Raw genomic sequence first — 943 nt, forward strand, 5'->3', positions numbered from 1 at the left:
GGTGCGTTGTCAACCCCTTAGCCGGGCGTTATAACGCAGGAGAGTTATGAGTACACAAGATCTATCGAAAATGGGTGCAGCTCGAGTTACTATGGAAGCGTTTGATGGCTCTCTTTGTATTCGTAAGCAAGACGCTTCGGATGTAGAGGTTAATTTTTACCAATACGCAGCTCCCATGCTCAAAGGTGTAAATGTTCCTAAGCTCTATAAGGTGCAAAAAAATGATCTTTTTATTGAGCTCATTCCTAATCAGGTAACGTTAACAGAACTGCGAGCAAATTCGAGCGTTTTTGAACAATTGAGCAGCATTCACTGTTCAAAATACAATCCATTTTTTAGTCCCAAAGAACATTATTGGTCAGTTACTTCAACAGAGTCAGCTCTTGAGGCCTTAAGCCTTCCTTGCTCTTCCCAAAATGCGATAGTATCAATACAAACCTTGTCTCATGTTCTATTTGAGCATTCTGGCTTAATTTCGGGTGATACGAATGATGGAAATTGGGGCACGAGAAAGAATGGTGAGTTGGTATTATTTGACTGGGAGCGTTTTGGTTATGGTAGCCCAGCAATTGATTTAGCCCCTTTAGTACAAGGTTTAGGGTCAATTCATGAATACACCTCGATTGTCGAGCAATACACTCAATATAATTCCGCATTTACCGCCAATGAGTTAACGAAGCATTTGGTTATTGCAAAGTGTTGGATAGTTATTGAAGTGGTTAACATACTGATTAGTCGCAATAAATCTGAAGCATCAACGTATATAGACTGGTATAAAAAGAACGTACCTTCTTGGTTAGGTGCAGTAGAAAATGCGTTATAACAAACGGCTCAAGAGGGATTGCCAACGCTTGGCGGTTTTAGTGCAAAATTGAAATTCAGAGTTTACAGTGTGTTTTTTTAAGTTCGGTGGTGCGTTGTCAACCCCTTAGCCGGGCGTTAT

The 943-nt window shown here is 40.6% G+C and carries 1 protein-coding gene; it reads left to right on the forward strand.

All coding sequences use genetic code 11. From position 1 onward, the window contains the following. Window positions 1-46: 46 nt before the first annotated feature. Window positions 47-823 (forward strand): phosphotransferase family protein, encoded by a 777-nt coding sequence (locus AACV20_RS12890; RefSeq protein WP_170899829.1) that lies wholly within the window; start codon window positions 47-49, stop codon window positions 821-823. Window positions 824-943 lie beyond the last annotated feature (120 nt).

This window comes from Vibrio sp. B4-6, assembly GCF_963888245.1.
GTDB classification, from domain to species: Bacteria; Pseudomonadota; Gammaproteobacteria; order Enterobacterales; family Vibrionaceae; genus Vibrio; species Vibrio anguillarum.

Bases quoted from the DNA above. Each gene is read 5' to 3' on its own strand.
- AACV20_RS12890 (WP_170899829.1), top strand. From the start codon at position 47: ATGAGTACACAAGATCTATCGAAAATGGGTGCAGCTCGAGTTACTATG.